This is a genomic window from Vibrio sp. Isolate33 (genome assembly GCF_022397895.1).
Taxonomy (GTDB): domain Bacteria; phylum Pseudomonadota; class Gammaproteobacteria; order Enterobacterales; family Vibrionaceae; genus Vibrio; species Vibrio pomeroyi.
Window position 1 is genome coordinate 256128 of sequence record NZ_JAKEUP010000003.1, and the last position, 24401, is coordinate 280528.

The window sequence follows — 24401 nt, forward strand, 5'->3', positions numbered from 1 at the left end:
ATGCGTGATGGCTACAAAGACAATTCAGTTTGGGAGAAGTTAATCTTGTTGTTCGAAGGAAAATGGAAGCGGGAATTGGATTTACTGCATCTAATCTCAGTTTCAATGCCACTCTATTGAAACTCAATTGGGATAGGTTAGTCTCTGAAGCTATATAAGAACAATGGCAATAAAGAGTGGTAAATAAAGCAATGTACGTTGACTATCATACGCGGCTGATTCCCGTTGTCCGCTATCTAGAGAAGCACTTTAACGAGCCACTCAACCTAATCGAAGTCGCGGCGTTGGCCAGCTTTTCACCCTACCACTTTCATCGCACTTTCAAGGCTGTTCAGGGCGAGACCCTTGCTGATTTCATTCGCCGATTGAGACTCGAAGCGGCAGCTAATGATCTATTCAAATCCAAGCAACCCATTATTAATATTGCATTGGATTACGGGTTCTCATCGTCACAAAGTTTTGCCAAGGCATTCAAACAACACTTTGGTGCCACACCCAGTGCATTCCGTGATTGTGAAGATTACCAAGCGTTTTCTGAGTTAACTCGAAATAGCAAGATTGGACACACGTTGCGCAAGAATGGAAACGATGCAGTCGCAGGCAATTCATATACTGACTCCGAACGAACAACATGGAGTATGACAATGAAAACGCAACAATTCGAACCATCAAAACTAGCGTATGTACGAGTGACAGGCCCTTACGGACAAGGTTATGAAGGGCCAAGCGGTCGTCTTTATCAATGGGCCGAAATGAAAGGGTTAGCAGGTAACAGCTGCATCTTTATCTATCATGACAATCCGGAAATCACACCGAACGATAAATGCCGTACAGACATCTGCTTAATGGTTTCAGACGACACTGAAGTGCCCAGTGGGATCGAATTGAAAGATTTTCCCGGCGGACAATATGCAGTGATGCGCCAAACGATCACAGAGCCAAGCCAATACGCTAAAGCATGGGACGACCTAATGAGTAAGCTCATAGAGTCCGGCCTAGAAACCGAAGACCGCCCTTGCTTTGAGCTCTACCACAGCTACGATCCACAAACTCAGCATTCAGACGTTAGCTTCTGCACCGCAATTAAATAATAAGAGTAAATACCGTAACAAAGCCTACCTCGTGTAGGCTTTCGTTCTTTAGTTAGCGAACCAATCAGAACTCTGACTAAAGCTTCTTAAAGTCTATGGTTCCACTTACCTTGATGGTCACGGTCGCAATTCTCTTGTGTATCGAAACTCACGTGCTTATCGATATTCTTCAATGTAATCCCAACCTGACTAAACGCCTTTTGGATGGTAACAGAGACCTCCTGCTGACCACCTCCCTCTAAGAAGTTAGCTCTATCTTGATTGGTGTCGAATACGCAGACGATTTTTAAACTCTGTGGAAAAGAAGATAAATTGACCGTATGAGTCACCCATAGAAAACCATCGTAGCTCTTCAACGTATCTTCACAAACGTCGGTTAACACGTCTCTGATCTGATTTTCGATCTTCTTATCTGATTTACGCATGCAGCAAATCTCCTATTTAACACCTTAAAAAATAAGGTTTTTCGGTCAATATTGTTTGAACGACATTGGACACTGTGGCTGTTTCAAATGCAAAGTATTTATTGAGGATAATAGGATAGAGGGATTAGAAAAACGCCTCATGCTTGATAGCTTACTAGGCTACCAAGTATAAGGCGTGTACAGAATTTGGCAAAGACACTAGCTAGCCGCTTGCTCCCAATCAGTCAGTAACTTCATGATGACGCAAGAGTCTTGATGGGTCGCCATTGGCGCAACAAGTTGCGTGTCACCTCGCTCAACTGCTTGGCGGATATTACGCACTTGGTAATGGAAGCCATCGCCTTGCGCTTCGACTTTCACTTCACGTGTCGATGTTTCATAGATCTCGACCGTGAATGTATTCTCTTCAGTCGGTAGCCATGGGTTGGTGTCGAGCGTGATGCAGCCTTTGCTACCTAAAATCGTAAAGCCATGCTTTAAGCCGTGGTCTTCTGCAGTATGAATCTGCGCAGTGAAGTGGTCATTGAAGCGCATTATCGCCGATGATTCACAGATGTTGCCATCTTGGCCTCGTCGGCCGATTGCAGAGATCTGCAGATCATCAAACACACTTTCACCAAACTGGTGTTGTGCGACAGAGTGAATCAGCGACATTGGGTAACAACCTAAGTTGTACAGTGCACCCTTGCTCGCAGGATTAACGAACTGGTCAATCGCAGCGACGTATGAACCTTGAATAGAGCGTACTTCACCGATCTCACCTGTAGCTAATTCTTGATGAAGCTTGGCGATCAATGGATGATTCAAGTACATCAAACCTTCTGCAAAAAATACGCCCGCTTCTTTCACCGCTTTCAGAGCTTGTTCGGTTTTTTCCATATCAACCGATAACGATTTTTCACACAGAATCGCTTTGCCTTTTTGTGCGGCTTTAATCACGTATTCGTGGTGAACGTGGTTAGGTAGCGCGATGTAGATAATGTCGACCGACTCGTCTTCAATCAAGGCTTCATAGCTGTTGAAGGTTCGTGTTGGTTGATACTGCGCGGCAAACTCATTGAGTGTTTTCTCTGCGCGTCCTGCAACAGCATACAGTTCGCTTTGAGCATCGCCTTTAATCGCATCTGCCATAACACCTGAGATAAAGCTGGTTCCTAGGATTCCCCATTTCATGGCTTACTTCTCCTGCTCTTTTGATTCAAGCTGCGTTTCGAACGCCTGAACCAACTCGGTAATATCACGCTCAATAAATGCTTGCGTGTGGGCCATTCCAAAATGCTGATTGATCGCTTCGCGGTTAACGTATTGCTCTAGCAAGATCACGCGATCGCTTTGGTTTTGATCATAGGTTGCTATGGCTTGTAGGCAGCCCAGTTCACTCTGCATGTCTAAGCAAAACTGTTCGAGGGCTTCAACTGCAGCCTCACGTTCAATGTTGGTTTTAATCTTAAGTTCGGCAGTAACAAAGATGGTTTCGTTTATTTGAGGCATTTCACGCTCTTATTTTAGTTAATTATCGGTTTGTCATTAATATAATTAACCCCTAATAATTGATAAACTCACCTTTTGTTTATTATTTATCAACCAAGAGTGTTCAATGGATAAGTTAACCAGCATGAAAGTCTTCGTTTACGTAGTGGAGCAAGGTAGCTTTCGCAGTGCCGCCAACCACTTCAACCTATCGGCGACCATGATCAGTAAACATGTCCATCACCTCGAATCGAGCCTCAACTCTCAGCTGATTCATCGCACCACACGTAAACAGTCTTTAACCGATTCAGGTCAGCTTTATTATCGAGAATGTAAGCGAATTCTTGAAGACATCAGCAACGCTGAAAACCTGATTCAAACCTTGGAAAACCAACCTCAAGGCACGGTAAAAATAAACTGCCCAGTCACCTATGGGAACAAGGTGCTTGCCCCAATAGTGGCGAAGTTCCTTGCGAATCACCCAACGATTAATGTCGAGCTCGTGCTGAACAACGACCTTGTCGATCCTTATTCCTCCGATATTGATTTGATTGTGCGAATAGGCGACCTGTCTGACTCCAGTTTAGTCGCTAGATACTTGGGAGATTACGAGATGTGTTACTGCGCGGCTCCAGAGTACCTTAGTCAACATACAGAAATCCGCGTATTGGAAGACCTTGCACAGCACCCATCGCTTGGGTTCAGTTATAGCAGTCGTCGTGATGTGAGTGGTCGAGATGCACAAACGCGGAGTGCGCAAAGCAGTGAATCGCAACTCCTAACCTCTCAGAACCACCAAGCAACGCATAGCGCGGTGAATAAAGGGCAAGTTCGTTTGATGTCGAATAATGGGGATGTGTTGCGATATGCCGCCCTGCAAGGCGTAGGTGTGTTATTGCAGCCAACTATTTTAGTGGCAGAAGAGATTGAACGTGGTGATCTACTGGAGATACTACCCGGCATGGCACCTTTGCCTAAGCCGATTCACTTACTCTACAAAACCAAACAACTGTCGTTGAAAAACAGAACCTTTGTCGAGTTCTTGTTAGCCGAGCTTGCTGAATAACGAGATGGTTTATGTAACTAGGACTTTTAAGCAACGATAAACGTTAAACCGTTTGCCAATGACTCATCAGGCGCTTACCAAGATCAGAGGGCGTGGTGTTATGGACGACCATCTCATCACATTGATTGAACACCATGAAGTGTTTTAGCTCATCACATAAGGCATGAACAAATGATTCATGTTTTTTGATTCGCTCTTCCATAACCAAGTTGCGAATATTGAGTAAACGACTCTTCCTGTCGACCTTACAATCCATTCGTGCCACCAGTTTTCCTTGCCACAGAATCGGTAAACTAAAGTAACCAAACTGGCGCTTGGCTTCAGGAACATAACACTCCAGAAGGTAGTCAAAATTGAACAGTGATTGCATTCGCTTACGTTGAATCAACAGATTATCGAACGGAGACAGTATCTTTAACTTAGTTCGAGATAGAGGCTGATTCAGCAGGTCAAACGCATTAGGCAACACATAATAATCAACACCTTGAACATCCACCTTCACGACTTGTTTATCTTCAAGCATCTGTTGGAGTGTTTTCTGTATCAGTGGTTTGGTGTTCTTAAGGAGATAGCTCATTTCCGATGCGATTCCCACACCGTTCGCTTCTAAATAACGCGTGATCAGATGCTCGATATACTCTTGTTCCGTTGGTTCAGAGGTATCAATGCCACTCGGCAAAACTCGCTCGGTTAGGTCATACACCTTATGAAAGTTCACTCGACTCGGCACCATTAAGTCACCTTGCATGAACAAAGTTTCTAGCGCCTGTTTGGCCGGTTTACCGCCCCATCCGCCGGGGTTGGGTCTATCCCCTTCAAAGTCTTTCGCCATCAATGGCCCTTCGCTCTCAATACGCTTGAGAACATGCGCCATGAGTGCGTCGTCTTTTTTATACCAATGCTTAAGCTTACCGCTCGCAAACCCATTCTTTCGATGTAGGCTGAAGCGGTAGTCACGCATGGGTAAATACGCGGCGGCGTGCGACCAATACTCAAACACTTCTCGACGCTCTAACAGCTTATCCAGATGATTCAACTGGTAGTCTTGATTGCGATTCCAAAGCGTGTGGTGGTGAGCTCGCTGAATCACGGAGATGGTATCAATTTGTACATAGCCAAGGTTTTCAATCGCAGACAACGTGTTCGCCAAAGCGCCGCCATTACGTTGCTTTTTGGGCGGCAGCTTCTTAGGTGGTAATTTTTGCGAAAGCAGTACCATTTTTTGCGCTTGTGCGAGTGAAAGTGATTCCATGAAATTCAGACTCTAATTGATACCAATGATCGGCTTATGATTCGGCCATAAGCTCTTGAAGGATTTGCTTATACGTTTCGACCGTCTGCGCGCCTGTCACTGCACTCTTACGATTGAATACCACAGTAGGAACCGCAGAGATGCCCATGCGCTGCCATTCAAACTCTTGCGCTTCAATTTGCTTTAAGTTGTCGATGTTCTTCAAGCGTTTCAGTGCCTTCGCTGAGTCTAAGCCAACCGCTTCAAGTTCTTGTGCAATCACTTCAAGATCAGACAGATCTTTCTGCTCTGAAAAGTGCGCAGTAAAGAAGCGTAGCTTTAGCTCAGTCTGTTTACCGTGCGCGAGAGCAAAATCAAGCAGCACATGTAGGTGACGTGAATTCACCATTCTCATGCTGTCATAGAAATTGAAATCGAACCCTACCGCTTTGCCACGAGCAGCCAGTTGCTCACGTGAACTTTGGCTCTCTTCCGCACTAGAGCCATATTTTCTCATGATGTGGTCACGCAGGTTTTCACCTTCTTGCGGCATGTCTGGATTCAACTCAAACGGCTGCCACTCAAGTTCAATCTGTTGTTCTAAGCCAAGTTCTGAAACGGCTTGCTCTAGGTTTTTGTAACCGACTACGCACCAAGGGCACATTACGTCAGAAATAATATCGAGTTGAAGCTTCTTGCTCATAATCTTTCCAAATATCGTTGCTAAGGCGTATCCAATTCGAAGTGGATACCCATCTTTCTGATCAGACTACAACAAACTGAACACTCGTTCAAATTAAACTCAATGCACCATTAGCGAACAAAAAAGCCGACTCATGTTAGTGAGTCGGCTTTGATAAAAATCGGTACGAGCTTAACCGCGTTACGCTAGCAGTTTCTCAAGTACTTGGAATACACCTGCATCGACGTTACTTGGCGCGCCAAAACGTGCGATCTCTTTCAACTTAGGGTGTGCGTTTTCCATTGCGTAAGAATGGTAGCTCTCTTTGAGCATTTCGTAGTCATTCAGGTAATCACCAAAGCTCATCGTCTGCTCGAAAGTGAAACCTAGTGTGTTTTGTAGATGTTTGATTGCCGCCCCTTTCGACGCTTCAGCATTCATCACATCCAACCAAATTTTTGCACTCACAACCACTTGGTAGTTTTCACCAAACTTAGCATTGATGCTTGGGTTTACTTTCTCTTGTGAGCCGTCGAAATGGCAGATAGCAACTTTGATGAACTCGTCTTCTACCGCCAGTAAATCTTCTACTTGCTCGCGGCGGTGGTAGTACTTAGAGATCTCTTCTAGAGCACGTTCGTCTTTGGTTTCGATGTATGCTGACTTCTTACCACACAGCACCACGTGAGCACCTTCGATAGCACGCGCTTCTTTGATGATGTCATTGATGGCATCAGTATCAAGCAAGCAGCTGTAGAGCTCTTGGCCTTTGTGCATCACTAATGTGCCGTTTTCAGCAACAAACATCATGCGATCTTTTAGTGGAGCAAATGTCTCCATCAAGCTGTAGTACTGTCGACCCGATGCCGCAGCAAAAATGATGTCTTGAGCTTCGAGTCGCTCATAAAGATTGAAGAATTCAGGGTCTAGCTTTCCGTGTTCATTAAGCAGAGTGCCGTCCATATCAGCAGCGATAAATTTGATGTTCTGTTGTGGCATTTCTGGGCTTACCTATAAGTAAAAATTAAAGTGTAAATTATGATTTTCGTTATCTTGTGTGACGGTTCTATGTTCGATTATATCGCTAGAGTAGCCAGTGAATACAATGCTTATTTCTGAGCTCTAATAAATCGCTTCAAATGTGGTTCAAACGCAAAACTGAATTGCTCGACATGTCGCTTTGAATGATTGAGTCCTACATACCTGAGGTGAACGAAAGTCCTCAAGACTATACGATCCTTAGACTCTATCACTTTATTTTTTGACCACTGTAATCATGATTCTAGCTATCACTTCGACCTTATTTTGCGTCGTTACCATCAAGTTTTTAATCACACTTGCCAATTTGGCGCGCCATCGCGTTCACATTACGCCTAAAGTTTCTCTGAACAGAACGAAATGGCCAACCGTGTCCATTATTATCCCTGCAAGAAATGAAGAAGATAATATTGAGACCAGCCTCAGTTCGCTAATGAAGCAGAGCTACCCAAGAGACAGGTTTGAAATCATCGTGGTTGATGATTTTTCTACTGATTCGACAAGGGCTATTGTTGATAAGCTCATCGACACATCAAGTGTTAACGTTCGTTGTATATCAGGAAGAAAGTTACCGCCCAATTGGCTCGGGAAAAGCAACGCTTGCATGGTCGGCTCACAACACGCAACCAGTGAGTATTTGTATTTTATCGATGCAGATACAAAGTCTGAACCCTTGATGCTACAGAGCGTTATCCATTTCGCCTCAAGACACAAAACGGATTTGCTGTCGTTCAACCCTAGACAAGCATTCACATCAACGGTTGAGAAAATCACCTTACCCGGCATATTTCTTTCAGTTGCGTCTTACATGAACTTCAAGAACGCAAACGACAAGTCAAAATCAGACGCTATTGCTAACGGCCAAGCCATGCTTTTTACAAGAAAGTCATACGATGCTGTCGGGGGACATACTGCGGTAGCCAGTGAGATATCCGAAGACATCGCTTTTGCAAAACTCATAAAGACATGCGGTTTAAAAGCATTTTGGGCTTTTGCGGACGAGCTTATGAGTACTCATATGTATTCAAACTTTAGTTCGATTTGGGCGGGCTTCTCCAAAAACATGAATCTTATTGTAAATTGCCAATCAAGATTCCAAGTACTTGGTGCATTCATCAAAACGAATATCATTGCATGGGCTGCCCCGGTGATGATGCTTGTATCAACTCACCATTTCATCGGCGACCCTTCATCAATCAATAGCTACTCCTTAGCGATCAATGCTCTGATGTTGCTCGCTTCCATTGTCACTTATCTTATTTTGGTCAAAGAGCTATTTATACCAGCTCGTTATGCACTAACCGTGCCTTTGGGGATTTCGTTGCAAAGCTTGTTGATTCTCAACAGTTATCGCTTATCAAAGAACAATAAAATCACTTGGAAAGGGCGAGCACTGTCATGATCAGTAAGATTCTAACTTTCGTTATGATTGCGACGTCTTTTTCAGTGTTAGCGTCGGATGCCAATGAATGGAAGCTCGTTCGTGATAAGAAAGGCATCGAAGTCTACAATCGAAAAATCGAAGGTAACGACTTCAAGGAGTTTCGTGCGGAAGCCGATATCCAAGCCAACCTTACGTCAATCATCGCTTTGTTTACGGATACTTCAGTAGGCACTCAGTGGGTAGAAAACATTGATAAAATGGAAGAGATAGAACACTTTAGCGAAGCACACACGGTCACTAAAACCTATACAAAAGCGCCGTGGCCCGTCTCGGATCGTGAAGCCATTGTCGAAAACTTTATCGAGCAAGATCCAGACACATTAACCGTGATGATTACCCAGCATGGTAGGCCTAATTATCAACCAAATGACGATAAACGTATCGTCAGAGTGGCTCATTTAGAGTCGCGATGGATTCTCACACCACTGGATCACAATACAACTCACATTTCTTATCAAGTGTTGAGTGACCCAGGAGGATCGATTCCATCTTGGTTAATCAATATGGTCGCCGTATCTCAACCCTACAGGACGCTTCTTGGTCTGTCTGAGATGTTGGATTCACATGCCTACTCAGATCGTACACTGGATTTCATCAAGAACTATGAGTCAGCTGAGTAACAGAGTTTTGAAGCTCCAAGATAGAATTGTTTAATGGAGATAGGGGCAGCCTATCTTCGTTAATCTCCTTAGGAATCAAGCTAAAGTCGCTAAAACGTTTAGTGCTTGTTGGTAGGCTTTTTTCTTGGCGTCATGGTTTGAATCTGATGTTGAATCAAACTCACCAAATTCACTTCTTACAATCAGCCCTTCGATAAACGTCATAATCGATTCTGTTCGTCGTTCGAGCGTTGCAGCGTCTGCGGCTTCGCCACCGCTTACCACATTGTGGATCGTATTCTTTAGCCAAACCTTGTGTTTGTGCGAGAGCATTGCAATGTCATCTTCTGACTCTTTAAATTCGGCGAGTGCATGCATGAACATACATCCTTTGAAGTCAGGTTGTTCAAACCATGCAAAATGCCAATCTAACAGAGCATTCAATTGGTTATGTAACCCACAAGTGGATACTAGTGCCGCTTCTAAACTCGACTCAAAACGCTGGTGACGCCTTTCCAACACCGCTTCAATCAGCTTGGTTTTAGAACCAAAGTGACGATACATGGATGTCTTAGAAACCGCTGCCTCATCTCGGATCATATCCACTCCAACAGCGGTATAACCAAACTGATTAAACAAAGACTCAGCCACATCCAAGATTAGTTCTTTCTTACTCATCCTATCCACTCGTTCAATTAGGGTCGCAAAATTTTACGTTGTAAAGAGTGTACAGATCTGTATCATTCAAATCAAACAGTACAGATCTGTACACTTTTATTTTCTACTCATAGGCGAGGAGTTCGTGATGATACAAAAACTGATCGGTGGAGGAGAGCTACCTCCAAAGGCAACATTCAGCCAACTACTTAAGGGTTTTGTCGGTGGTACGGTAGGCATATTTATCTTGTGTTTACTTGCCGAGCAATCACAAGTGCCTTGGTTAATGGCACCGTTCGGCGCGACTTGTGTGCTGTTGTTTGCAGTACCCACCTCGCCGCTTGCTCAACCACGCAACATCATTGCGGGTCATTTCATTTCAGCGGCAGTCGGGCTCGCGGCGCTGTATGGTTTCGGGGATTCTTATTTAGTGATGTCGGTAGCAGTAGGTAGCGCGATATTTTTGATGCAGTACTTTCGTGCAGTTCATCCGCCAGCAGGCGCCAACCCGATTGTTATCGCGTTAGCAGGCACATCACTTGTTGATTGGACCTTCTTATTTACACCGGTTTTAGTCGGCAGTGTCGCACTCGTTTTGGTGGGCGCTATGCTCAATAACACCTCGAGACAACAACGATGGCCACTGTATTGGGTAGGAAAATAGAGCTGATCACTTATTTCTAGCTCGCACAGTGATCACTAAATTGGTCTTAATCGCGCATGTGAATATTGCATGTTTGGTGCTTAAGTTTTGCGACTTTTAAAATTCGCGTTGACCGCCAAAAGAAATAGGCTTACTATTAATCGTCTTTTAACGATTAGTAGTAAGTGAGCCACCTAAGTATGACTGCAACATGCCAAGCAACAGAAAGCTGTTCTCTACCTCTTCCGCCGAGTAATGCTGAAGCAGAAAAAGAGATGGCTGCGTTAGCAAAAGCACTCGCTCACCCAGCAAGAATTCGCATACTTAGTATCTTGTCCGCATTAGAAAAATCGGGCGGCTGCTTAAACAGTGATCTGGTAAGTGAATTGGGTTTGGCTCAATCAACGGTATCAGAACACCTAAGAATATTAAAAAGCTCAGGTTTTATCACTGCTGAGTCTATCCCGCCGAAGATGTGTTACCGCATCGACCGCGACAATATTCAACGCTTCGAATCGGTATTTAACAGCATTTTAAAATAGAAGTTCACGCTTGAGGGATCGGCTTTGATAGCCTTTACTTTTAAGCGTTTTTTTTTTGCCACAATTAATCGTTTTTCGACGATTTACGATATCAACAAAGAGAGATTACCATGAAACCAAAGTTAGGTTTTCTAGATCGCTACTTAACACTCTGGATCTTCATCGCCATGGGTATTGGTGTGCTACTTGGCACCGTGTTCCCACAAATCGAACAGTGGAACGAATCTATGTCTGTTGGTACGACCAACATTCCACTCGCGATTGGCCTTATCTTAATGATGTACCCTCCTTTGGCTAAGGTTAACTACAGCCTATTGGGTACTGTGGTAAAAGATAAGAAAGCCATCAAACTGTCTCTGATCATGAACTGGTTGGTTGGCCCTATCCTAATGTTCGTATTAGCGCTGACGTTCTTGGGTGATCACCCAGGTTACATGGTTGGTGTGATTCTGATTGGTCTTGCTCGTTGTGTGGCAATGGTTCTGGTTTGGAACGACATCGGCGGCGGTAACAAAGAGTACGGCGCGGCATTGGTTGCTCTCAACAGTGCATTCCAAGTGGTGAGCTACAGCTTTATGGCGTGGCTATTCATCAGCGTTCTTCCACCAGTATTTGGTTACGAAGGCATGATGGTTGATATCTCAATGATCGATATTGCACACAGTGTTCTTATCTACCTAGGTATCCCATTCTTAGCGGGCTTCCTAAGCCGTAAGATTCTTGTGTCGATGAAAGGCGAGCAGTGGTACAACGATGTGTTCATTCCACGCATCTCACCAATCACACTGATTGCTCTACTGGCGACTATCGTTCTGATGTTCAGCCTAAAAGGTGAGATGATTGTTGAACTGCCAATGGACGTATTATTGATTGCTGTTCCACTGACCATCTACTTCACAGCGATGTTCTTCATCAGCTTCTTCATTGGTAAGAAGATGGGCATTGAATACGACAAGAACGCATCTATTGCCTTCACAGCGACAGGCAACAACTTTGAGTTGGCTATTGCCGTAGCAATCTCTGTATTCGGTATCAACTCAGACCAAGCGTTTGCAGGCGTTATTGGTCCACTGATTGAAGTGCCAGTATTGATTTACCTAGTGAACGTTGCGCTTAAGATGAAAGACAAGTACTACAACGGACAGACCGTTAAATCTAGCATCTAGCAGAAGATTAGAAAAAATAAGGGCTTACCTTTCGGGGTAAGCCCTTTTTATTTGTCTGTCGCTTATAAAAGATTAGTCGAGCAAGGTTTTGAGATGCTCTTCTAACCACAGTAAACCCGGCCCTTTCATCGCTTTCTTAGAGATCACTAAATCGACAGGTGGCGACCATGTTTTATGGTCAAACGAGACATTAATCTGGTTAAGCTTTCCCTGTTGAATCTCATCTTCCACCAAGTAACTTGGCAAGTATGCCCAGCCCACCGAGCTATGTACGATCATCTCTTTGATAGCGACGAAGCTGTTCGCCCACCACACCTTGCCAGCGACTACCGGAAAATGGTCAATCACCTTACCTTTGTTACCGCGTAGAATCAGCTGACGGTGAGAGATAAAGTCGGGCAACTTAGCAACCGACACTTCAGCTAAAGCATGATCTGGATGACACACTGCAACGAAAGGTAAGTTACCAATAAAACACGGCTCTGAATCGGCATGGAATGCGAGGTCGGTAAACATCAGGCCGATATCTGCGCGGTCTTGCGACACCAAACGATTCACGTCGGTACTCGCCGCAGCCATTAACTCTACTTCGGTAGCTGGGAATGTTCGGCTGAATTTATCCAACACCTTAGGCAATGAAGGAAGCAACAAGGCATCATCTAATGCGATACGCAGTAGCCCTTCCTCTTGATTGTTGATGGCATTGACTGATGAGTTGAGATCTTCCACCTGCAGAATAATCGCTTTGACCTGTTTGAAGATCTGTTGGCCTTGCGCCGTCAGCGTTGGTTTGCGCGTCGAACGGTCAAAAAGTTGAACATTAAAATCTATTTCAAGATTACTGATGCCTTGGCTCACCGCCGACTGCACCTTGCCCAACTCACGAGCGCTGGCAGAAAATGACCCTAATTCAACGGCATACACAAACATCTTCAACTGTTCTATGTTGTACATTCGGTGTCTCCCAACACTTACTATCACCATATGTGATGCTAACTATCTTTATATTATCACTTAAATAGATATTATCTAGCCAAGTCATTAGCCCATAGAGGCTAGAAAAACATAAAGAGAGTAAAGAGATGTCACATAAAGAACGCATGTTACATATGGTGCTATTTGAATTAGCAGCTTTGATTTTGATGGCCGTGGCGGCAACTTACATTGTCGGTGGCGGAGCAGTAAAAATGGCAGGCTTGGCGCTGTCTTTATCGTTGATTGCGATGACGTGGAACTACGTCTACAACTACGGTTACGACAAGATTTACGGCGCTGACCGCAGCAAACGAACCAAGAAAACACGTATTCTGCACGGCTTAGGTTTCGAACTAGGTTTGATGTTGGTGTCGTTCCCGCTACTGATGTGGGTACTTCAACTCGATTTCTGGACAGTATTAATGATGGATATCGGGATTGTTATCTTCTTCGTGCTTTACGCAATTGCGTTCAACTGGGTGTATGACTCGATCCGAGCTCAGTTGGTTGAGAGAGGAAAGGTCGCAGCTCTGGTTTAGAGAACCAAGTTCTAGAAAAACAAACACCCAAATTAAAACTGCCAAACTACACCGTAGTTGGCAGTTTATTCATTTATGCATATAAGCTCACTGGTTAACGCCCTTGTTACATAGCAAGAACATCGCCTAGCCCTTCTTAATTAAGTCTAATTATCGACCACTCACGAATCAGCATCACAAATCCAGCCATCAACTCCTCGTACCAGTTGTGCATCCGTTTACATACAGGTAATTTTAGCGGCCTCAAACACATCAATTCGAGCAATGACGTTCATGCGAGCTTCTTTTTCGAACAAAAGTGTTCGGATTAACATTTCAAGTGACTTTAATTAACAATTCTATGCTCAAACGCTCACTTTTAATGTTCGTTTATTTTCGAGTTCGCAAATTTATGCACAATACACGTGCTAGATAAGCAAAACTAAAAAGGACTCGAACATGACAACAAATAAACACCCTTCTTTATTTGGGCAATGCTTAGCCGAATTTATCGGCACAGGATTGCTCATATTTTTTGGCGTTGGCTGTGTGGCTGCACTGGTATTAACCGGTGCAACATTCGGACAATGGGAAATCAGCATCATCTGGGGCTTCGGTGTTGCTATCGCGATTTACTGTACTGCTGGTGTTTCTGGCGCACACATTAACCCGGCAGTGACCATCGCACTGGCAATGTTCCACGGCTTTGATAAGGCGAAAGTTGTACCTTACATCATCTCTCAGCTACTTGGTGCATTCTGCTCTGCAGCTTTGGTTTACAGCCTATACAGCAACCTATTCACTGACTACGAAATCGCGCATAACTTCCTTCGTAGCAGCCAAGACGCACTATCAACCGCTGGTATCTTCTCGACTTACCCACATGCTTCACTTTCTTTCTTCGGCGCTTTTGCTGTGGAATTCGTGATTACAGCAGTATTGATGTTTGCCATTTTGGCGCTAGGTGATGAGAACAATGGCGCATCTCGCGGCGCGATGAACCCACTGCTGATCGGTATTCTTATTGCGGTAATTGGTGGCTCTTTAGGTCCACTAACTGGCTTCGCAATGAACCCTGCTCGTGACTTTGGACCAAAACTTTTCGCTTACTTTGCAGGTTGGGATTTCGCATTGAGCGGTGCTCGTGATATTCCTTACTTCATCGTTCCAATTCTTGCTCCAATTGCTGGTGCGTGTTTTGGCGGTTGGTTGTACCCACGTGTTATCGGTGCTTACCTACCAGTAGAAGGCCAAGGCTGCACAATTCCAAACCAATGTGAAACAGCAGAAGAAGCTGAACAAGCTCAAGCTTAATCCCTAAGCGACCCTACATTTACTAAAATATAAATAACAAAAGAAAAAGGATTCTTACCATGACCGAGCAAAAATACATTGTTGCCCTAGACCAAGGCACCACAAGCTCTCGCGCTGTAATCCTCGACCACGATGCAAACATCGTAAGCTCTTCTCAACGAGAATTTACTCAAATCTACCCGAAAGCGGGCTGGGTTGAGCATGATCCAATGGAAATCTGGGCGACTCAAAGCTCTACATTGGTTGAAGCACTTGCTAAAGCAGGCATTCGCAGCGACGAGCTAGCGGGTATTGGTATCACTAACCAACGTGAAACCACCATTGTTTGGAACAAAGAAACAGGCAAACCGGTTTACAACGCAATCGTATGGCAGTGTCGTCGTACAGCAGACATCTGTGAAGACCTAAAAGCACGTGGCCTAGAAGACTACGTACGTGACAATACTGGCTTAGTCCTTGACCCGTATTTCTCAGGTACAAAAGTAAAATGGATTCTAGACAACGTTGAAGGTGCTCGCGAAGACGCTGAAGCAGGCAAATTACTATTCGGTACGGTTGATACTTGGTTGGTTTGGAAGATGACTCAAGGACGTGTACACGTTACGGATTACACTAACGCGTCTCGTACTATGTTATTTAACATCAACGACCTATGCTGGGATCAAAAGCTCCTTGATGAGATGGGTATCCCTTCATCAATGATGCCAGAAGTGAAGCGTTCTTCTGAGGTTTACGGTCAAACGAACCTTGGTGGTAAAGGCGGTACTCGTATCCCAATCGCGGGTATTGCGGGTGACCAACAAGCTGCACTATACGGTCAAATGTGTGTAGAAGCAGGCCAAGCGAAGAACACATACGGCACAGGTTGCTTCCTTCTAATGAACACTGGCCAAGAGAAAGTAACGTCTAAAAACGGCCTACTAACAACACTGGCATGTGGTCCTAAAGGTGAACCAGCTTACGCACTAGAAGGTGCGGTATTCATGGGTGGTGCATCAATCCAATGGCTACGTGATGAGATGAAGCTACTGGCTGGCGCAGAAGACTCTGAGTACTTCGCAACTAAAGTGGATTCTTCGAACGGCGTTTACGTGGTTCCTGCATTCACTGGCCTAGGTGCACCATACTGGGATGCTTACGCTCGCGGTACGATTGTTGGTCTAACTCGTGGTGTTAACTCTAACCACATCATTCGTGCAACGTTGGAAGGCATTGCTTACCAAACTCGCGACGTACTGGACGCGATGCAAGCGGACTCTGGCATCAAGCTAGCTAACCTACGTGTTGATGGCGGCGCAGTAGCGAACAACTTCCTAATGCAATTCCAATCAGACGTGCTGGATACTGAAGTTCACCGTCCTGAAGTAACGGAAGTAACCGCTCTGGGTGCGGCTTACCTTGCTGGCCTAGCGGTTGGTTTCTGGGACAGCATTGACGAGCTTCAAGGCAAAGCAGTTCTAAACCGTACCTTCTTGCCACACCACGATGAAGAGAAGCGTAACCGTCGTTACAAAGGCTGGAAGCGTGCTATCAAGTGTGCTCAGGTTTGGTCTGAACTACACGATGACGACGAAGAGTAATACTGAGTCTTCGGCTATTCGCTACTCGTTTAATACTAGCCGTTCACTGAGCTAAAGCATTCGAATAATCACTTTCATGTCGATTGAATTGTTCGAATCTCAGTAAACGAAACTCAAAAGAGCACTATTTTGTGCTCTTTTTTGCGTTTCAGGCTTAAATTTTCCGCTCTGAGCACCGTTTTTGCGGTTTAGACACGATTCCTTACCATCATTACTTCTCTCTCTTCGTCAATTCGAGCACAATAGCGCGAGTTTATATTTTCGATTTTGACACGTCAGAGCCTTTGGCGTGCAGGGAGTGGTAAGTTAAGTGAAGCAGATACCAAGACACCAGCAGATTGTAGACCTGGTTAAAACACAAGGATATGTGAGTACCGATGAGCTCGTTGAAAAGTTCGATGTCAGCCCACAAACCATCAGACGAGACCTCAACGAACTGGCCGATAGCAACAAAATCCGTCGCTATCACGGTGGTGCAACCATTCCTTTAAGCTCCGAAAACACCTCTTACAACACGCGTAAAGCGCATAACTTCAACGAAAAAGACGTGATCGCCGACGAACTGGTTAAACATATCCCAGATGGCGCAACCTTGTTCGTTGATATCGGAACCACACCTGAATCGGTTGCTCGCGCGCTCAACAAGAACCATAAACAGCTACGAGTTGTAACCAACAACATTAACGTTGCGAGCATCCTTCTGCCGAACCCAGAGATCAAGGTTATCTTGGCGGGCGGAGAAGTGAGAAACCGCGACGGCGGCATCGTGGGTGAAGCAACACTCGATTTCGTTAAACAGTTCCGTCTTGATTTCGGTATATTGGGGATCAGTGGTATCGACTTTGACGGTTCACTGCTCGATTTTGACTATCACGAAGTTCGAGTGAAACAAGCTATCATCGAAAACAGCCGCAGTATCTTCTTAGCTGTCGACCACACTAAGTTTGGCCGTAATGCGATGGTTAAGCTTGGTAATATATCTCAGGCACACATGGTGTTTACTAATAAGCAGCCGCCGGAAGAGATTCTTAACATCCTTAAAGATTCAGACATTCCGTTAGAAGTCATCGATACCGCTCAGCCTTCAACACCAAGTGAATAGCCCTAGCTAAGCCAAGCTAGACTAAATTGGTTTGAGCCGAGCTAGGTAAGCACTCGCGTCCGTGAGCAATCAAAAGCCAGTTCTATTGATAAACACTTATCGATAGCTGGCTTTTTTAATAACTGAACCATCAATACTTGATCCCTGTTCATGTCACTTCTATGCTCGAATAAGTTTTATTTGAACCTCTGCTTTCATAAGCAGAGGTTTTTTTATGCGCAAATCACATAAAACGCGCATAAACGAAAATAATAAATGACCGCAAACGAAAGTTAATATAGGATTCAATTATGTTCTAAAATGCTCGTTCGCTCAGCAAGAGGTCAAAACCATGAGTGCTCAACAAAATAATTCAAAAAATAGTACATCTTCAACTCTAGACTTAATCGTGATCGGCGGCGGCATCAATGGTGCAGGCATCGCGGCAGATGCAGCAGGTCGTGGTCTAAACGTTGGTTTATACGAAGCAAATGATTTCGCCTCTGCGACATCGTCTGCAAGTTCAAAACTTATCCACGGTGGCTTACGTTACCTTGAACACTACGAGTTTCGTTTGGTTTCGGAAGCACTGGCCGAGCGCGAAGTATTGCTAAGAAAAGCACCTCATGTTGCTCAACCAATGCGTTTCCGTTTACCTCATCGACCATTTTTACGCCCAGCTTGGATGATCCGCTGTGGCCTATTCCTTTACGATAACTTGGGTAAACGCACCACGCTTCCTGGTAGTAAAACAGTGAACTTGGCGAAATCAGGTTTACTAAAGCCAGAGATGAAAACCGGTTTCGAATACTCAGATTGCTGGGTAGATGATGCGCGTATGGTATTGCTGAACGTATTAGCGGCGAAAGAGAATAACGCAGAAGTTCGTAACTACTGCCGAGTTGAAAAAGCGCACCGTGAAGGCGATGTTTGGCATGTAACGATTCTTGATGTGATGACAAACCAACGCTTCGAGCGAAAAGCAAAAGCGCTTGTTAATGCTGCTGGCCCTTGGGTGAAACAGTTCTTCGATGATGGTTTAGAGCAGGCGTCTCCACGTAATATTCGTTTGATCAAAGGCTCGCACATTGTTGTGCCACGCATTCATGACGAACCACAAGCGTACATTCTGCAAAACAAAGATAATCGCATTGTGTTCATGATCCCTTACCTAGACAAATTTTCGATCATCGGTACTACCGACCTTGAATACAAAGGTGATCCGCGCGAAGTGGCTATCGACGATGTAGAAGTGGATTACCTGATTGATATCGTTAATCAGCACTTTGTTAAGCAACTTGGTCGTGAAGACGTAGTGTGGACATACAGTGGCGTAAGACCGCTTTGTGATGATGAATCTGACTCTCCACAAGCAATCACTCGTGACTACACATTAGAATTGGACGCAGAGCTGGATCAAGCACCGCTGCTTTCGATCTTTGGCGGCAAGTTAACGACTTACCGTAAGCTAGGTGAAGCAGCACTGAACAAACTGCAACCTTACTTGAAACACATGGGCGCACCTTGGACAGCTAACGACACGCTACCAGGTGGTAACTTCAGCTGCAGCAGAGAACAACTGGCGACCATGATTCACACCAAATACCCTTGGGCATCAGAAGCGCTGTTGCTTCGCTATGTCACTCAATTTGGTACTTACACGTGGAATCTGTTGGAAGGGGCAACCAGCGAAGCTGACCTTGGCATTAAATTCTCGAGTGAAGCACATGGCGTTTATCAAGCTGAGATCGATTACTTGATCAATGAAGAGATGGCGATGACAGATGAAGACATCTTGTGGCGCAGAACCAAGCTTGGCCTGTACATGAGCGAATCAGAGCAGCAAGCCGTGTCCGATTACTTAAAAGAGAAGCTCCAAAGCAAAGTCGTGAGCTTTTCTCAAGTAGGCTAATTCCACCAGCCAACAATACATTTCAAAAACCTGATTATCACGAAGCTTAGCGTCCCCCGCGCTAAGCTTTTTTATTGTCTGCTATTCCGCTCTGAGTGAGACGTTGTTCGCACTTCCATTTTCAATAAAATCTAAATAGTGTTTTATTAATCCCGTTGATTATCAACTTCGTAAAAGGTTGCTATTCTTTATCTCAACGAAACAACACATTTAAAAACGCTCGCGATGTCAGCGCTTTAATAAGGAATCTATTCCATGCAAAAAGTTATTCTGATCACAGGCTCTACCGACGGTATCGGCTTCGAAACTGCAAAAGTACTCGTTCAACAAGGTCACCACGTTTTATTGCATGGACGTAACCCAAGCAAACTCAAAGACGTTGAGCAGCAGCTTGTGGCTATTTCGACGGAAGCAAAAATTCAAAGCTACGTGGCAGACTTGTCTGTTTTGGCTGATGTGGATGCGTTAGCTGATGAATTGATTGCTGAGCACGATAAGATTGATGTACTGATCAACAACGCTGGTGTGTTCAACACTCCAAACCCAATCACTAAAGACGGGTTAGATGTTCGTTTTGCTGTAAACACAGTGTCACCGTATCACCTAACCAAGCGCCTGCTGCCAGTGTTAGGCTCATCTAGCCGCGTGGTTAACCTATCTTCAGCAGCGCAAGCCGCAGTGAGCATTGAAGCGCTAGAAGGCAAGAAACCAATGTCTGATGGCGACGCTTACGCACAAAGTAAACTGGCGATCACCATGTGGACTCGTGAAATGGCAAAAGAGCTAGGTTCTACAGGCCCTATGGTTGTTGCGGTAAACCCAGCTTCGTTACTGGGCAGTAAAATGGTGAAAGACGCGTACGGCATTGCAGGCGGCGACCTAAGCATTGGTTCTGATATTCTTGTTCGCGCATCATTATCTGACGAGTTCGCACAAGCGGGCGGTCAGTACTTTGATAACGACAACAACACCTTTGCTAATCCGCACCCAGATGCCATTTACGGTGATAAATCACAGCAAGTTGTCGCTAAAATTGATGAGATCATCGCAGCAACGCTTTCTTAATGACAGCTCAGCTCAATTGATTGTCTGATTCCAAGAAAAAAGCCCTGCGTGACTAACGTATAACTTAGTCATGCTGGGCTTTTTCGTTAAATCTATCTGACTCTACTTTTGTTCCCAATACGGCGGATTGCCATAATACTCAGAGAAGTAGTCAATAAAGGCTCTCACTTTAGGCGCAAGCAACCTTGTGCTTGGGTACACCGCCCAAATCGCCGCTTCAGAAGTGAGTGGGTAATCTTCCAACACTTGAATCAGCTGACCGCTTTTCAGCTGTTCGTACGCACACCAATTCGACGTCACCGTAATACCAATACCACCTAACGCCGCATCACGCAGCGCTTCGCCGTTATCCGCTCTAAAAGATCCTGAAGCCTTAATCGTTTTAGGTCCGTTTTCAGTGTGGAAAGTCCAACTTTCTAAGCCAATCAAACTAATACACTGGTGGTCATTAAGATCTTGAGGCGTGGCTGGCTTACTGTATTTGATGAGATAATCTGGCGATGCACAAACGACACGCTTGTCTGTTGCGAGCTTGCGAGCAATGAGTGTCGAATCTTTCAGTTCAGAGATACGAATCGCGATATCGAAGCCGCCTTCTACAAGATCGACCATAGAGTCTGACAGTCTGAAATCGACTTTTAAACCTGGGTAACGTTCTAAGAATCCAGGTAAAGCAGGCACAAGATGCAAACGCCCAAAAGATGCAGAAGCGGTAACGCGCAATGTTCCGGTTGGAGAGTCACAGCCCACACCAACCGCCGACTTGGCAGCATCAACACTCGATAACACCTCTTCAGCGTGAGGTAAGAATGCTTCCCCCTCCTCTGTTAAAGACACTTTACGAGTGGTGCGGTGCACTAAGCGAACGCCCAAATTGTCTTCTAGTTTACTGATGTGTGAACTAGCGACCGCAGGCGACAAACCCAGCTCTTGGCCAGCCATGCTGATGTTATGTGTCGAAGCTAAACGAACAAACAATTTGAGGTGTTCAATATTCATGTGATTACCAATAAAATCTTAAAAATCGTGTACCAGTAACCCTCATTATGCGTTATTCACATAACAATACAACGTATTAACTCTGTTTAATTGTGGGCATGTTATTGAGCCCAAACGAAAAAACTCCCGAAGGAGTTTTTAGTATCTAAATCTGCAATTCGCCATTTAGCTGATAAGCCAAATTGCCAACTGATTAAGCAGTTAAGCGAGCGTGCAGTGCGTCTTTCAGTACCGAACGATCATGTTTTAGTTGGTGCATCGAGCCGTCATCAATGGGTGAATCTTTCAGCTCAAGCTTACGAATCTCTTTATCAAGGTTGTCGTACGTCTTCATGTCTGCTGCAAAGCCATCGTCAGTTTTAACAAGCTCAGCAATTTTATCTTTCATTTCAGGAAATTCGTGAACAAGAGAATGATTTTCACCTAGCATAGAAACCTCTTAAGTTGAGTAAAGTGATTGGTATTACACATATTCATTATTTACCTTAGCAAGGGACTCAAATAACAAATGAGATCCAGTACACAGCATAGAATATAGACAATTCAGATTCACAAATTTACAACATGTACCTAGAAAATGGCTTTGTTGATTTTGAATTGTCTCAGTAACGAAAGTAGGTTCACGGCGATCATCACGCTTCACAAACACTACTTCCATTTGTATTGTTTTATCTTTGTCGCTTTGTTGGCAGGTATCGCTTTTAAATAAACGCTACCAAGCAAACGTCTGAATAACGCTATCTTTAGCCATCGGGTTTGATGCTATTGCATGGTTCACCTTCGCTAAAAATTGCTCTCTAGAATCCAGCAAGAAGCCTTTCTGAGTCACGATGTTATTACCATGGTCACCCCAATAGAAAGTGTCGATGTTTAGATTCTCAAGCAGATACTTTTCTTCTTCCAGAATCTGAAGTTGAGTCGGCATAATGAACTTGCCGTCTTTCACTTCTTGTTCCATCACAGTGCCAGGCTGAATCGCTAACGCCATTGGCGCAATTTGTTCAGGCTTCATGATGTTCAATAATCTTGTGGTTTCGACAATGTGCTCACGTGAACGATCACGGCCACCAAGACCAAAGATGAACGACAATAAAGTTTCAATGCCGGCTTCTTTTGCCAGAGCCATGCCTTCAAGCGCTTGTTCTGGGGTCATGCGCTTTTTAATGTTGTCGAGCACAACCGCATCACCCGACTCAAGACCCGCATAAGCCATGGTTAGGCCTGCACTCTTAAGCTCTTTAAGTTCGCTCAGACTTTTACGACGGAAATCGTTCAGGCCACTATAAAGCGATACTTTTCTGCTTTCAGGAAAGGTATGACGAAGCTTATCCAAAATCTTAAGAAGGTAATCTGTGCGAGCGGCCATCACGTTGCCATCAATAAGGAAAATCGATTCAACATAAGGATAGATCAGGCGCGCTTCTTCGATATCTTTAAACACATCTTCGATGTCACGAACCTTGAATCGCTTATCGCTGAACATATTGCAGAACGTACACGTGTTGATGTTGCAACCTAATGTGGTTTGAATAAGAATGCTCTTCGCCTCTGTCCATGGACGATATACTTTTCCCTCGTAATTCATATTGGTTTCTCCGGTCTATAAGCACGAGAGCGTGCTTGAATAAAACAGAGTTTATCAACACCAATATTCATTGATAATCCGCAATATAGTCGAATCAGTTTTTAGATTTTGTATAAAATAAAAGCCTTGTGAGAACACAAGGCTTCATATTGGTAACTCTTGATTGGATCTTTTATAGGGGGCGCTATCGGAGCAGCTGAAAAGGTGTTGCCACAAAAAAAGATTAGCTGCTGCACCCCTGAGTATGAACTCGATTCATGTCGTCACCAACTTGTGCTTCTTGAGAGCCCGTCGATTGGCATCCTGCCACGAATAATAGCGTTACAGATAAGATAAGCCATTTCATAATAAATCCTCTTTTGGTCATGACTAAGCATAGTGCTTAAAAGCGCGGATACCTCAGCCATTAACTAAAGCCTTACCTGCCGATAAAGCCTTGGTTAATGAACAAAGCATCGCTTCATTAATTAACGACCTGCTTTTGTACAAAAAACTTTCACTCCTATGAATAAAAATTACACAAAAGCGAAAAGAGGACAGTTATGGAACCAAAATAATAGCTAGATTCTAGTCACTCGTCGCCAAGCGTACCGCCGCCTCAGCGTGGATAGCCGTGGTATCAAACAGAGGAACATCGGTGTGTTGCTGTTGAATCAGGAGAGCGATTTCAGTACAGCCTAGAATAACGGCTTCTGCCCCTTGCTGGCTTAGCTTCTCAATGATCTGACTGTAGATAGTGCGAGACTCTTCTTTTACTTCGCCTCGGCACAACTCTTGGTAAATGATGTCGTGGACTTGTTTTCGGTCACTCTCATCTGGAATAACAACATCGATACCGAATTTTTCGGTTAAACGCCCTTTGTAGAAATCTTGCTCCATCGTAAAAGCCGTACCGAGTAATCCGACTTTCTTAACGCCATGTTCTAACAGCTTCTGCGCGGTGGTATCGGCGATATGTAAAATAGGAATCGTGATCTTCTCTTCGATTTCAGGCACAACCTTATGCATGGTATTGGTACAGATAAGGATGAAGTCCGCCCCGCCCTTCTCTACCGATAAAGCCGCGTCCGATAATATATCTGCTGTCTCAGCCCAACGACCTTGGTGTTGCAGTTTTTCTATCTCATCGAAGTTCACGCTGTACATACAAACCTTTGCAGAGTTGAGCCCGCCAAGGGTAGCTTTCACACCCTCGTTAATGGATTTGTAGTAGCTCACTGTCGACTCCCAACTCATACCACCAAGCAAACCGATCGTTTTCATTTTTCTATTCCTTTAATTTCTGACTATCCCGATTAAAGCGTCATACGTTGAAAAT

26 protein-coding genes are annotated in these 24401 nt (G+C 44.5%); 13 read left to right on the forward strand and 13 right to left on the reverse strand.

Translation table 11 applies throughout. The features are described from left to right. The first annotated feature begins 191 nt into the window (after positions 1 to 191). Positions 192 to 1091, forward strand: coding sequence for an AraC family transcriptional regulator (locus L1D37_RS07755; RefSeq protein ID WP_239847461.1), 900 nt, complete (start codon positions 192 to 194; stop codon positions 1089 to 1091). A gap of 86 nt (positions 1092 to 1177) precedes the next feature. On the opposite strand, the gene L1D37_RS07760 is transcribed toward L1D37_RS07755, so the two are convergent. The 3 genes from L1D37_RS07760 to L1D37_RS07770 all read right to left on the reverse strand — a co-directional run bounded on the left by L1D37_RS07760 (position 1178) and on the right by L1D37_RS07770 (position 3007). Beyond that, the gene (locus L1D37_RS07760) at positions 1178 to 1516 is read right to left on the reverse strand and encodes a Fis family transcriptional regulator (RefSeq protein WP_239847462.1); all 339 of its coding nucleotides are present in this window, start codon (positions 1514 to 1516) and stop codon (positions 1178 to 1180) included. Positions 1517 to 1714: 198 nt separating this feature from the next. Next, on the reverse strand, positions 1715 to 2689 hold the full coding sequence (locus L1D37_RS07765) for a Gfo/Idh/MocA family oxidoreductase (protein ID WP_239847463.1): 975 nt from the start codon (positions 2687 to 2689) through the stop codon (positions 1715 to 1717). 3 nt (positions 2690 to 2692) lie between these two features. Continuing rightward, entirely contained in the window at positions 2693 to 3007 is a 315-nt protein-coding gene (locus L1D37_RS07770; protein WP_239847464.1) for an antibiotic biosynthesis monooxygenase, read from the reverse strand. A 106-nt stretch (positions 3008 to 3113) separates the two neighbouring features. On the opposite strand from L1D37_RS07770, the gene L1D37_RS07775 reads away from it, so the two are divergent. Beyond that, positions 3114 to 4052, forward strand: coding sequence for a LysR substrate-binding domain-containing protein (locus tag L1D37_RS07775; RefSeq protein ID WP_239847465.1), 939 nt, complete (start codon positions 3114 to 3116; stop codon positions 4050 to 4052). Positions 4053 to 4095: 43 nt separating this feature from the next. On the opposite strand, the gene L1D37_RS07780 is transcribed toward L1D37_RS07775, so the two are convergent. The 3 genes from L1D37_RS07780 to L1D37_RS07790 all read right to left on the reverse strand — a co-directional run bounded on the left by L1D37_RS07780 (position 4096) and on the right by L1D37_RS07790 (position 6964). After that, the gene (locus L1D37_RS07780; protein ID WP_239847466.1) at positions 4096 to 5304 is read right to left on the reverse strand and encodes a crosslink repair DNA glycosylase YcaQ family protein; all 1209 of its coding nucleotides are present in this window, start codon (positions 5302 to 5304) and stop codon (positions 4096 to 4098) included. A 34-nt stretch (positions 5305 to 5338) separates the two neighbouring features. Further along, on the reverse strand, positions 5339 to 5986 hold the full coding sequence (locus L1D37_RS07785) for a DsbA family oxidoreductase (RefSeq protein WP_239847467.1): 648 nt from the start codon (positions 5984 to 5986) through the stop codon (positions 5339 to 5341). A gap of 180 nt (positions 5987 to 6166) precedes the next feature. After that, a complete protein-coding gene (locus tag L1D37_RS07790) occupies positions 6167 to 6964 on the reverse strand; it encodes a Cof-type HAD-IIB family hydrolase (protein WP_239847468.1) in 798 nt (265 codons plus the stop codon). Between the two features lie 277 nt (positions 6965 to 7241). On the opposite strand from L1D37_RS07790, the gene L1D37_RS07795 reads away from it, so the two are divergent. Both L1D37_RS07795 and L1D37_RS07800 read left to right on the forward strand, forming a co-directional pair. Further along, positions 7242 to 8405: a glycosyltransferase family 2 protein gene (locus L1D37_RS07795; RefSeq protein ID WP_239847469.1), complete on the forward strand. Its 1164-nt coding sequence runs from the start codon at positions 7242 to 7244 to the stop codon at positions 8403 to 8405. Beyond that, on the forward strand, positions 8402 to 9067 hold the full coding sequence (locus L1D37_RS07800; protein WP_239847470.1) for an START domain-containing protein: 666 nt from the start codon (positions 8402 to 8404) through the stop codon (positions 9065 to 9067). Before L1D37_RS07795 ends, L1D37_RS07800 begins: the two co-directional genes overlap by 4 nt. Before the next feature lie 75 nt (positions 9068 to 9142). Here L1D37_RS07800 and L1D37_RS07805 read toward each other — a convergent pair whose 3' ends face one another. Further along, entirely contained in the window at positions 9143 to 9724 is a 582-nt protein-coding gene (locus L1D37_RS07805; protein ID WP_239847471.1) for a TetR/AcrR family transcriptional regulator, read from the reverse strand. Between the two features lie 127 nt (positions 9725 to 9851). On the opposite strand from L1D37_RS07805, the gene L1D37_RS07810 reads away from it, so the two are divergent. From L1D37_RS07810 to arsB, 3 genes are all read left to right on the forward strand, one after another. Then, positions 9852 to 10367, forward strand: coding sequence for an HPP family protein (locus tag L1D37_RS07810; protein WP_239847472.1), 516 nt, complete (start codon positions 9852 to 9854; stop codon positions 10365 to 10367). Positions 10368 to 10546: 179 nt separating this feature from the next. Continuing rightward, positions 10547 to 10888, forward strand: a complete 342-nt coding sequence (locus tag L1D37_RS07815; RefSeq protein WP_008215942.1) for a metalloregulator ArsR/SmtB family transcription factor — start codon at positions 10547 to 10549, stop codon at positions 10886 to 10888. Positions 10889 to 10998: 110 nt separating this feature from the next. Continuing rightward, on the forward strand, positions 10999 to 12054 hold the full coding sequence (gene arsB, locus L1D37_RS07820; RefSeq protein ID WP_048662471.1) for an ACR3 family arsenite efflux transporter: 1056 nt from the start codon (positions 10999 to 11001) through the stop codon (positions 12052 to 12054). A 72-nt stretch (positions 12055 to 12126) separates the two neighbouring features. Here the strand turns inward: arsB and L1D37_RS07825 are convergent, their stop codons facing one another. Beyond that, positions 12127 to 13008 carry a LysR family transcriptional regulator gene (locus tag L1D37_RS07825; protein ID WP_239847473.1) on the reverse strand — a complete coding sequence of 294 codons (882 nt, stop codon included), beginning with the start codon at positions 13006 to 13008 and terminating at the stop codon, positions 12127 to 12129. 128 nt (positions 13009 to 13136) lie between these two features. On the opposite strand from L1D37_RS07825, the gene L1D37_RS07830 reads away from it, so the two are divergent. The 6 genes from L1D37_RS07830 to L1D37_RS07855 all read left to right on the forward strand — a co-directional run bounded on the left by L1D37_RS07830 (position 13137) and on the right by L1D37_RS07855 (position 20499). Next, a complete protein-coding gene (locus L1D37_RS07830; RefSeq protein ID WP_239847474.1) occupies positions 13137 to 13568 on the forward strand; it encodes a PACE efflux transporter in 432 nt (143 codons plus the stop codon). 438 nt (positions 13569 to 14006) lie between these two features. Further along, positions 14007 to 14861, forward strand: coding sequence for an MIP/aquaporin family protein (locus L1D37_RS07835; protein ID WP_239847475.1), 855 nt, complete (start codon positions 14007 to 14009; stop codon positions 14859 to 14861). Positions 14862 to 14920: 59 nt separating this feature from the next. Continuing rightward, entirely contained in the window at positions 14921 to 16441 is a 1521-nt protein-coding gene (gene glpK, locus L1D37_RS07840; RefSeq protein WP_057623509.1) for a glycerol kinase GlpK, read from the forward strand. Positions 16442 to 16751: 310 nt separating this feature from the next. Next, a complete protein-coding gene (locus tag L1D37_RS07845) occupies positions 16752 to 17543 on the forward strand; it encodes a DeoR/GlpR family transcriptional regulator (RefSeq protein ID WP_123285490.1) in 792 nt (263 codons plus the stop codon). A 331-nt stretch (positions 17544 to 17874) separates the two neighbouring features. Further along, complete coding sequence (gene glpD / locus L1D37_RS07850) at positions 17875 to 19434, forward strand: glycerol-3-phosphate dehydrogenase (protein WP_239847476.1); 1560 nt, start codon at positions 17875 to 17877, stop codon at positions 19432 to 19434. A 255-nt stretch (positions 19435 to 19689) separates the two neighbouring features. Further along, positions 19690 to 20499 (forward strand): SDR family NAD(P)-dependent oxidoreductase, encoded by an 810-nt coding sequence (locus L1D37_RS07855; protein ID WP_239847477.1) that lies wholly within the window; start codon positions 19690 to 19692, stop codon positions 20497 to 20499. 102 nt (positions 20500 to 20601) lie between these two features. On the opposite strand, the gene L1D37_RS07860 is transcribed toward L1D37_RS07855, so the two are convergent. From L1D37_RS07860 to L1D37_RS07875, 5 genes are all read right to left on the reverse strand, one after another. After that, positions 20602 to 21498: a LysR family transcriptional regulator gene (locus L1D37_RS07860; protein WP_239847478.1), complete on the reverse strand. Its 897-nt coding sequence runs from the start codon at positions 21496 to 21498 to the stop codon at positions 20602 to 20604. 193 nt (positions 21499 to 21691) lie between these two features. Further along, positions 21692 to 21928: a YdcH family protein gene (locus L1D37_RS07865; RefSeq protein WP_017631507.1), complete on the reverse strand. Its 237-nt coding sequence runs from the start codon at positions 21926 to 21928 to the stop codon at positions 21692 to 21694. Positions 21929 to 22210: 282 nt separating this feature from the next. Further along, on the reverse strand, positions 22211 to 23083 hold the full coding sequence (locus tag L1D37_RS07870) for a radical SAM protein (RefSeq protein WP_239847479.1): 873 nt from the start codon (positions 23081 to 23083) through the stop codon (positions 22211 to 22213). Positions 23084 to 23306: 223 nt separating this feature from the next. Further along, a complete protein-coding gene (locus L1D37_RS24015) occupies positions 23307 to 23429 on the reverse strand; it encodes a hypothetical protein (RefSeq protein WP_258182976.1) in 123 nt (40 codons plus the stop codon). A gap of 221 nt (positions 23430 to 23650) precedes the next feature. After that, entirely contained in the window at positions 23651 to 24346 is a 696-nt protein-coding gene (locus L1D37_RS07875; RefSeq protein ID WP_239847480.1) for an aspartate/glutamate racemase family protein, read from the reverse strand. Positions 24347 to 24401: the final 55 nt, after the last annotated feature.

Coding starts and splice junctions, on each gene's coding strand:
- L1D37_RS07755 (WP_239847461.1), top strand. CDS start 192: ATGTACGTTGACTATCATACGCGGCTGATTCCCGTTGTCCGCTATCTA.
- L1D37_RS07760 (WP_239847462.1), bottom strand. CDS start 1,516: ATGCGTAAATCAGATAAGAAGATCGAAAATCAGATCAGAGACGTGTTA.
- L1D37_RS07765 (WP_239847463.1), bottom strand. CDS start 2,689: ATGAAATGGGGAATCCTAGGAACCAGCTTTATCTCAGGTGTTATGGCA.
- L1D37_RS07770 (WP_239847464.1), bottom strand. CDS start 3,007: ATGCCTCAAATAAACGAAACCATCTTTGTTACTGCCGAACTTAAGATT.
- L1D37_RS07775 (WP_239847465.1), top strand. CDS start 3,114: ATGGATAAGTTAACCAGCATGAAAGTCTTCGTTTACGTAGTGGAGCAA.
- L1D37_RS07780 (WP_239847466.1), bottom strand. CDS start 5,304: ATGGAATCACTTTCACTCGCACAAGCGCAAAAAATGGTACTGCTTTCG.
- L1D37_RS07785 (WP_239847467.1), bottom strand. CDS start 5,986: ATGAGCAAGAAGCTTCAACTCGATATTATTTCTGACGTAATGTGCCCT.
- L1D37_RS07790 (WP_239847468.1), bottom strand. CDS start 6,964: ATGCCACAACAGAACATCAAATTTATCGCTGCTGATATGGACGGCACT.
- L1D37_RS07795 (WP_239847469.1), top strand. CDS start 7,242: ATGATTCTAGCTATCACTTCGACCTTATTTTGCGTCGTTACCATCAAG.
- L1D37_RS07800 (WP_239847470.1), top strand. CDS start 8,402: ATGATCAGTAAGATTCTAACTTTCGTTATGATTGCGACGTCTTTTTCA.
- L1D37_RS07805 (WP_239847471.1), bottom strand. CDS start 9,724: ATGAGTAAGAAAGAACTAATCTTGGATGTGGCTGAGTCTTTGTTTAAT.
- L1D37_RS07810 (WP_239847472.1), top strand. CDS start 9,852: ATGATACAAAAACTGATCGGTGGAGGAGAGCTACCTCCAAAGGCAACA.
- L1D37_RS07815 (WP_008215942.1), top strand. CDS start 10,547: ATGACTGCAACATGCCAAGCAACAGAAAGCTGTTCTCTACCTCTTCCG.
- arsB (WP_048662471.1), top strand. CDS start 10,999: ATGAAACCAAAGTTAGGTTTTCTAGATCGCTACTTAACACTCTGGATC.
- L1D37_RS07825 (WP_239847473.1), bottom strand. CDS start 13,008: ATGTACAACATAGAACAGTTGAAGATGTTTGTGTATGCCGTTGAATTA.
- L1D37_RS07830 (WP_239847474.1), top strand. CDS start 13,137: ATGTCACATAAAGAACGCATGTTACATATGGTGCTATTTGAATTAGCA.
- L1D37_RS07835 (WP_239847475.1), top strand. CDS start 14,007: ATGACAACAAATAAACACCCTTCTTTATTTGGGCAATGCTTAGCCGAA.
- glpK (WP_057623509.1), top strand. CDS start 14,921: ATGACCGAGCAAAAATACATTGTTGCCCTAGACCAAGGCACCACAAGC.
- glpD (WP_239847476.1), top strand. CDS start 17,875: ATGAGTGCTCAACAAAATAATTCAAAAAATAGTACATCTTCAACTCTA.
- L1D37_RS07855 (WP_239847477.1), top strand. CDS start 19,690: ATGCAAAAAGTTATTCTGATCACAGGCTCTACCGACGGTATCGGCTTC.
- L1D37_RS07860 (WP_239847478.1), bottom strand. CDS start 21,498: ATGAATATTGAACACCTCAAATTGTTTGTTCGTTTAGCTTCGACACAT.
- L1D37_RS07865 (WP_017631507.1), bottom strand. CDS start 21,928: ATGCTAGGTGAAAATCATTCTCTTGTTCACGAATTTCCTGAAATGAAA.
- L1D37_RS07870 (WP_239847479.1), bottom strand. CDS start 23,083: ATGAATTACGAGGGAAAAGTATATCGTCCATGGACAGAGGCGAAGAGC.
- L1D37_RS24015 (WP_258182976.1), bottom strand. CDS start 23,429: ATGAAATGGCTTATCTTATCTGTAACGCTATTATTCGTGGCAGGATGC.
- L1D37_RS07875 (WP_239847480.1), bottom strand. CDS start 24,346: ATGAAAACGATCGGTTTGCTTGGTGGTATGAGTTGGGAGTCGACAGTG.